Source organism: Pseudonocardia pini (assembly GCF_013870575.1).
In the GTDB taxonomy this organism is placed as follows: Bacteria; Actinomycetota; Actinomycetes; order Mycobacteriales; family Pseudonocardiaceae; genus Pseudonocardia; species Pseudonocardia pini.
Map to the genome: position 1 here is coordinate 1 of NZ_JACBXB010000257.1, position 6,957 is coordinate 6,957.

The 6,957-nt window shown below is 73.6% G+C and carries 9 protein-coding genes; 8 read left to right on the forward strand and 1 reads right to left on the reverse strand.

The genetic code is table 11. From position 1 onward, the window contains the following. The first annotated feature begins 162 nt into the window (after positions 1-162). The 7 genes from H5J29_RS15945 (at position 163) to H5J29_RS15975 (ending at position 5,926) form a co-directional block, all read left to right on the forward strand. On the forward strand, positions 163-594 hold the full coding sequence (locus H5J29_RS15945) for a MarR family winged helix-turn-helix transcriptional regulator (protein ID WP_181781749.1): 432 nt from the start codon (positions 163-165) through the stop codon (positions 592-594). Next, positions 591-1,061, forward strand: a complete 471-nt coding sequence (locus tag H5J29_RS15950) for a tryptophan-rich sensory protein (RefSeq protein ID WP_181781750.1) — start codon at positions 591-593, stop codon at positions 1,059-1,061. The genes H5J29_RS15945 and H5J29_RS15950 overlap by 4 nt, the downstream gene beginning before the upstream one ends. Positions 1,062-1,118: 57 nt before the next feature. Further along, on the forward strand, positions 1,119-2,483 hold the full coding sequence (locus tag H5J29_RS15955; protein WP_181781751.1) for a TrkH family potassium uptake protein: 1,365 nt from the start codon (positions 1,119-1,121) through the stop codon (positions 2,481-2,483). A 5-nt stretch (positions 2,484-2,488) separates the two neighbouring features. Next, the gene (locus H5J29_RS15960; RefSeq protein ID WP_181781756.1) at positions 2,489-3,163 is read left to right on the forward strand and encodes a potassium channel family protein; all 675 of its coding nucleotides are present in this window, start codon (positions 2,489-2,491) and stop codon (positions 3,161-3,163) included. Between the two features lie 65 nt (positions 3,164-3,228). Then, positions 3,229-4,236: a Gfo/Idh/MocA family protein gene (locus tag H5J29_RS15965; protein WP_181781752.1), complete on the forward strand. Its 1,008-nt coding sequence runs from the start codon at positions 3,229-3,231 to the stop codon at positions 4,234-4,236. Positions 4,237-4,238: 2 nt separating this feature from the next. Further along, positions 4,239-5,093 carry a sugar phosphate isomerase/epimerase family protein gene (locus H5J29_RS15970; RefSeq protein ID WP_181781753.1) on the forward strand — a complete coding sequence of 285 codons (855 nt, stop codon included), beginning with the start codon at positions 4,239-4,241 and terminating at the stop codon, positions 5,091-5,093. 41 nt (positions 5,094-5,134) lie between these two features. Continuing rightward, positions 5,135-5,926 carry a DinB family protein gene (locus tag H5J29_RS15975; RefSeq protein WP_312858259.1) on the forward strand — a complete coding sequence of 264 codons (792 nt, stop codon included), beginning with the start codon at positions 5,135-5,137 and terminating at the stop codon, positions 5,924-5,926. Here H5J29_RS15975 and H5J29_RS15980 read toward each other — a convergent pair. Further along, positions 5,899-6,615, reverse strand: a complete 717-nt coding sequence (locus H5J29_RS15980) for an SDR family oxidoreductase (protein WP_181781754.1) — start codon at positions 6,613-6,615, stop codon at positions 5,899-5,901. The two genes, H5J29_RS15975 and H5J29_RS15980, sit on opposite strands and share 28 nt — an antisense overlap. A 107-nt stretch (positions 6,616-6,722) precedes the next feature. Here H5J29_RS15980 and H5J29_RS15985 point away from each other — a divergent pair. After that, positions 6,723-6,957 (forward strand): Lrp/AsnC family transcriptional regulator (locus H5J29_RS15985; protein ID WP_181781755.1); only part of this gene is annotated, 235 nt, incomplete at its 3' end.

Genomic DNA, 6,957 nt, shown 5'->3' on the forward strand with positions numbered 1-6,957 from the left:
CGCGAGCTCGGCACCCGCCCGGGTGGTGAGCGGTGCGCCCTCGACGGGCTCGGGCCACACGTCGCTCGCCTCGGTCATGACCCGACGCTAGCCCGTCGTGGGCCCGCTCGCCCGAACTCGTTACTGCTGATAACGTTATGACGAGTAACGATAGGGGAGCGGATGGACGAGGTCCCGGAGTCACTGGGTCGCTGGAGCGGGTTCCTGCTGTCGTGGGTGGCCGCCACCGCCGACGAGCACTACACCCGCGCGCTGGCCGAGATCGGGCTGACGCCGCAGCAGCTCGGGGTCCTCACGCTGCTGCGGGAGGGGCCGGCGAAACAGGCGAGGCTCAGCGAGCGGATCGGCGTCTTCAAGCCCGTGATGGTCCCGCTGGTCAACGACCTGGCCGCCCGCGGACTGGCCGAGCGCAGGCCGCACCCGACCGACCGGCGGGCCGTCGAGGTGCACCTGCTGCCCGCGGGCGAGGAGCGCGTCCGGGAGGCCGAGGCGGTCAGCGGGCGGGTGTCGGACGAGGTCTTCGCGGCCCTCACCCCCGCCGAGCGGGAGACCTTCCACGCCCTCCTGGTCAAGCTCGCACGGGCCCGGACGTGAGCGTCGGCACCGCGCCCCGGGCGCAGGCGGCGCTGGTCGCCGTCGCAACGCTGCTGGTCGGGATGGTGCCCGGCGCTCTCGCCTTCGCGCTGAACCCGGACATCGTGCGCGACATCGGGCTGGACGTCGTAACGGTCCCGGGGTGGCTCTTCACCGCGGTCTGGACGGTGATCTACCCGGCGATGGGACTCGCTGCGTGGCGACTGTGGACGCTGCGGCCCGCCGACGTGGCGGTCCCGTTCGCCGTCCTGCTCGCCGGCTTCCTGCAGTCGCACAGCTTCTGGCTCACCGACAGCCTCCGCACCACCGCCGTCATCGACGCCACCGGTGTGCTGCTCTCCCTCACCACGCTCTGGGTGTTCTCGCGCTCCTCGCGGTCGGCGGCGCGGTGGCTGCTGCCCTGGGTCGTGTGGATGCCGCTCACGCTCGCCCTGAAGATCGCCGTGATCGTCGGCTCCGCGCCCTGAGGCCTCGGGGGCGGGGGCGCTCACTAGGGTGTCCGGTATGTCCCGGGGGTGGCGTCGATGACCGCGCCCGGGCGGCTGGAGCGGCCGGGGCGGGTCGTGCGGCACCGGCCCGCGTCGGCGATCGTCGGGGCGTTCGTGGTGGCGGCCGCGGCGGGGACGGTGCTGCTGTCGCTGCCGGTGGCCACCGAGTCCGGGGCCCGGCCGCCGCTGATGACGGCGCTGTTCACCGCGGTGTCCGCGGTGAGCGTGACCGGGCTCGGCGTGGTCGACACCGCCACCTACTGGTCGTCGTTCGGCGAGGTGGCGATCCTCGCCCTGGTCCAGGCGGGCGGGGTCGGGATCATGACGAGCGCCACGCTGCTCGGGCTGCTGATCTCCCGGCGGCTGGGCCTGCGCCTGCAGCTCACCGCGCAGACCGAGACGCGGGTGTTCGGGCTCGGCGAGGTCCGCCGGGTGCTCGGCGGGATCCTGCTGCTCAGCCTCGGCACCGAGCTGGTGGTCGCCGCGCCGATGGCCGTGCGGTTCGCCACCGAGTACGGCGAGTCCCCGGGGCGGGCGGCGTACCTCGGGATCTTCCACGCGGTGATGGCCTTCAACAACGCGGGTTTCGCGCTCTACGCCGACAGCGTGGTCTCCTTCGCGACCGACCCGTGGATCTGTGTGCCCATCGTGGTGGCGGTCGTCGTCGGGGGCATCGGGTTCCCGGTGCTGCTCGAGATCGCCCGCCGCGTCCGGTCCCCGCACGGGCGCTGGACCCTGCACACGCGGCTGACCGTGAGCACCTACCTGGCGCTCGGCGTCGTCGGGTTCGTGGGGTTCCTCGTCCTCGAGTGGTCGAACGCGGGCACCGTCGGCGGGCTCGGGGTGGGGGGCAAGCTCCTGGTCGGGTTCTTCCAGGGGGCGATGCCGCGCAGTGCCGGGTTCAACAGCATCGACGTCGTGGCGATGGAGCCGGTCACCCTGTTCCTCAACGACCTGCTGATGTTCGTCGGGGGCGGGAGCGCGGGCACGTCCGGGGGCATCAAGGTGACGACGTTCGCGTTGCTGGCCTACGTCATCTGGGCCGAGGTGCGCGGCGAGCCGACCGTGCACGTCGGCGGCAGGCGGGTGTCGTCGGCGTTGCAACGGGAGGCGCTGACGGTGGCCCTGCTCGCCGTCGGGACCGTCGCGGCGGGCACGGTGGTGGTGCTGACGATGTCGCGGGCACCGCTGGACCTGGTGCTGTTCGAGGTCGTGTCGGCCTTCGGCACGGTCGGGATGACGACCGGGCTCTCGGCCGAGCTGCCCGCCGCGGGACAGGCGGTGATCCTGGTGCTGATGTTCCTGGGCAGACTGGGACCGGTCACGCTGGCCACCGCGCTCGCGCTGCGGCAGCACACGCGGCGCTACGAGCTACCCGAGGAGCGGACGATCATTGGGTGACCGAGATGGCTAGACGGGACAGGCCCGAGTCCGAGGGTCGGGTCGTGGTGCTGGGGCTGGGCCGGTTCGGGGTGTCGTTGGCCCGCGAGCTGGTCCGGCGCGGCTCGGACGTGCTCGGGATCGACAACGACGCCGGGATCCTGCAGCACTACGCCGACGAGCTCACCCACGCCGCGGTCGCCGACACCACCGACGCCGCCGCCCTGCGGCAGCTCGACGTGCACACCGCCGCCCGCGCCGTCGTCGGGATCGGCACGGATCTCGAGGCGAGCATCCTCACGACGTCGGTGCTGGTGGACTTCGAGGTCCCGCACATCTGGGCGAAGGCCACGAGCAGGCAGCACGGCCGGATCCTGGAGCGGATCGGGGCGCACCACGTCGTGCTTCCCGAGCAGGAGATGGGGCAGCGGGTCGCGCACCTGGTCACCGGCCGGATGATCGACTTCATCCGGTTCGAGGACGACTTCGCGATGGCCAAGACCTCGGCCCCGGCGCACCTGGTGGGGAGACCGCTGGGGCACAGCAGGCTGCGGACGAAGGACCGGATCACCGTCGTCGGGATCAAGAAGCGGGGCCAGGAGTTCACCTACGCCACCGCGGACACGGTCGCCGAGGACGGGGACGTGATCATCGTGTCCGGCCGGATCGACGACGTCGAGGCGTTCGCCAACGACGTCTGACGCGCCGCCGAGGCTCCCGGCGGGTGAGAATGCCGGGGCCCGTCACCACGTCCGAGGGAGTGCCCATGGAACCGCTCCGCATCGGGGTGCTCGGCGCCGCCCGGATCGCCGCGCCCGCGCTCGTCGAGCCGACCCGGGCGACGGGTGACCGGCTCGTCGCCGTGGCGGCCCGCGACCGGGGCCGCGCGGAGCGGTTCGCCCGCGAGCACGGCGTGGAGCGTGTCCTCGCGGACTACGCCGAGGTCGTCTCCGATCCGGAGGTCGAGCTGGTCTACAACCCGCTGGCCAACAGCCTGCACGGGCCCTGGACCATCGCCGCGGCGCGGGCGGGCAAGACCGTGCTGAGCGAGAAGCCGTTCGCCTCCAACGCCGCCGAGGCCCGCGCGGTCCGGGAGGCCGCGCTCGCCGCCGGGGTCACGGTCGTGGAGGGTTTCCACTACCTCTTCCATCCGGTGGTGCTGCGCGCCCACGAGATCCTGGCGTCCGGGGAGGTCGGCGAGCTGCGCGAGGTGGAGGCGCTCACCACGATGCCCGCGCCGCCGGACGACGACCCGCGGTGGTCGCTGGAGCTCGCGGGCGGCTCGCTGATGGACCTGGGCTGCTACGGCCTGCACGCCCACCGCATGCTCGCCCCGTTCGGCGGCGGCGAACCGGAGCTCGTCGGTGCGCGCGGCGGCGAGCGTGGGCGATCCGGGGTCGACGAGTGGATGGACGCGGACTTCGCCTTCCCGAACGGCGTGACCGGCCGGTCGCTGAGCTCCATGACCGCCGACTGGTGCATGCGGCTGACCCTCGTCGGCTCGCGGGGGGAGGTGACGGTCGCCGACTACGTCCAGCCCCACAAGGACGACCGGGTCCTGGTGACCACCGGCGGCGGGACGCGCACCGAGGAGCTCGGGAGGCGGTCGTCCTACCTGTACCAGCTGGAGGCGCTGCGGGCGCACCTGCGCGAGAGCGCGCCCTTCCCGCTCGACGTCGACGACGCGGTGCGCAACGCCGAGATGATCGACGAGATCTACGCGGCCGCCGGGTTCGAGCCGCGGCCGCGACACGACGTCGTCGGGACGGGGTGAGGATGTCCGGGGAGCTGCTCGTCGCCACCTGCTGGACCACCGCGGGCGACGCCGCGCCGCTGCGGGGCGACGAGCGCAGCCCCGTCCCGCTGCGCACGCGGATCGAGGTCGCGGCCCGGGCGGGCTTCCGCGGGTTCGGCGTGACCCACGCCGACCTCCGCGCCGCGCTCACCGAGCACAGCCTCGCCGACCTGCGGGGGATCCTGGCGGACAACGGCATGGAGCACCGCGAGGTCGAGCTCCTCGCGGACTGGTGGACCACCGGGCCCGCCCGCGAGGCCTCGGACCGGGTGCGCCACGAGCTGTTCGAGGCCGCCGAGGCCCTCGGCGCGCGCCTGGTCAAGATCGCGCCCGACGTGTCCGGCACGGCCTGGGAGCGCGAGCGCTGGGTCGCGGAGCTCGCCGCCCTCGGCCCCGCCGCGGAAGCGCACGGGACCCGGGTCGCGCTGGAGTTCCTGCCGTGGTCGAACGTCGCCGACGTGCACCAGGGGCTCGCGCTGGTGGAGGCGGCCGGGCATCCCGCCGTCGGGCTGCTGGTCGACGCGTGGCACGTCGGACGGGCGGGCACGCCGCCTGCCGACATCGCCGCCGTGCCGCTGGACCGGCTCTTCGGGGTCGAGCTGAACGACTTCGACGACGAGCCCGTGGGGACGCTGTTCGAGGACACCCGGGACCGGCGCCGCTACTGCGGCGAGGGCACGTTCGACCTCGAAGGCCTCGTCCGCGCGCTCCGACGCACGGGGTACGCGGGGCCGTGGGGCGTGGAGATCCTCTCCGCCGAGCACCGCGGCAGCGACCTGGCCACCGCGGTCGCGAAGGCCCACGACACCGCGGCCGACCTGCTCCGGAGGGCCTGACCACTCGGGCCCGCCAGCCGGTCGCGTGCGAGGCTGGGGCCGTGACCGAGGTGTCGGGTGGGAGTCGTTCGGAGCTGAGCGTCACGGATGTCTCGCTGACCGACGCGCGGTTCAGCGAGATCCAGGTGACCCGGGCGAGCTTCTGGAGGGTCCGGGTTCGCGGCGCGTGGATCGGCGAGGTCGAGATCGACGGTGCCGTCGAGGGGCTGCGGATCAACGGCGTCGACGTCGGCCCGCTGGTCGAGGCCGAGCTCGACCGCCGCCACCCCGACCGCGCGCGGATGCGGCCCACGGACCCCGCCGGGTTCCGCGAGGCGTGGGAGGTCCTGGAGTCGCTGTGGGCGGGGACCGTGGAGCGCGCGCGGGCGCTGCCGCCGGACCTGCTGCACGAGCGGGTCGACGGCGAGTGGTCGTTCGTGCAGACCCTCCGGCACCTGCTCTACGCCACCGACGTCTGGGTGAGCCGCGTGATGCTCGGCGACCCGACGCCGTGGCACCCGCTGAGCCTGCCGTTCGACGAGATGCCGCCGGACCCGGCCGTGCCGTGGGACCTCGCGGCCCGGCCCGACCTGGACGCGGTGCTGGCGCTGCGCGCGGAGCGCAGGGCGACCGTCCGACGGGTGCTGGAGGGCCTGACCGAGGAGTCCCTGGAGGGTCGGACCGAGCCCGTCGACGGGCCCGCGTGGCCCCCGCCCGACCGCTACCCGGTCGCGGAGTGCCTGCTCACGGTCCTCAACGAGGAGTGGCAGCACCGCCTCTACGCCGAGCGCGACCTCGACGTCCTGGCCGCTCGCCGAGGCACCGCTCACCACGGCACCGTGCGCCCGAGGTAGTCCAGGTACTCGAGGCCGGGCCGGTCCCGCTTCGCCACGAGGACGTCGACGAGGCGGGGGACGCTCTGCTCGATGGTCAGGGGTGCCTCGGGACCACCGAGCTCGGTGCGGACCCAGCCGGGCGCCATCAGCACGAACGCGCGCCCGGTGTCGGCCTGGTGCGCCGCGACGCTCCGCACGAACTGGTTCAGGGCCGCCTTGCTGCTGCGGTAGACCTCGCGCAGGCCGTTGGTGTTGTTCGCGATGCTCCCCTGCCCGGAGGACATGGCCCCGATCAGGCCGGTGGGGGACACCAGGTCCTGGAGGGCCTCGATCACCCGGCGGGGGCTGAGGGCGTTCGTGACCATGACGGTCACGAAGTCCTCCGTGGACACCTCGCCGATCGGGGTGTCCGCGTCGTTCGTGGTCCCGGCGTTGACGAAGAGGATGTCGAGCACCCTGTCGGACAGCCGGTCCCGCAGGGCCGCGATGTGGCTCGGCTCGGTGATGTCCACGTGCTCGACGTCGAGCCCGCCGGGGTACTCGTCGGCCAGGTCGTGCAGGTCGGTCCGGGTCGTGCCGCGGACCGTGCCGACGACGTGCCAGCCCCGCTTGAGGAAGTCGGCCGCCATCGCACGGCCGAGGCCCCGCGAGGCGCCGACGATCAGGATCGTGGGGGCGGTGCCACCCCCGGTGGACGGTGCGGACATGCGCGTCATCTCCTTCATGGGTCTGCCGCCCAGTGTCGGCGCGTGCGGGCCGCCGGGCCCGTGGATCCGGCCGCGACCGTGCGATCATCGATACAGAGGGGGTGTCGATGGAGGATTCCGTCGTGCTGGACCCGGAGGATCTCCGGATCATCCGTGCGCTCCAGGTGGATCCCCGGGTCCCGTTCGCCGCGATGGCGTCGGTGCTCGGCCTGTCCGAGCCGACCGTGTCCCGCCGGTACGCACGGCTGCGACGCAAGGGCGTGCTCCGGGTGACCGGGGTCGTCGACCCGGGTGCCCTAGGCCAAAGCCGGTGGTTGGTGCGGTTGCGCTGCAGACCGGGCA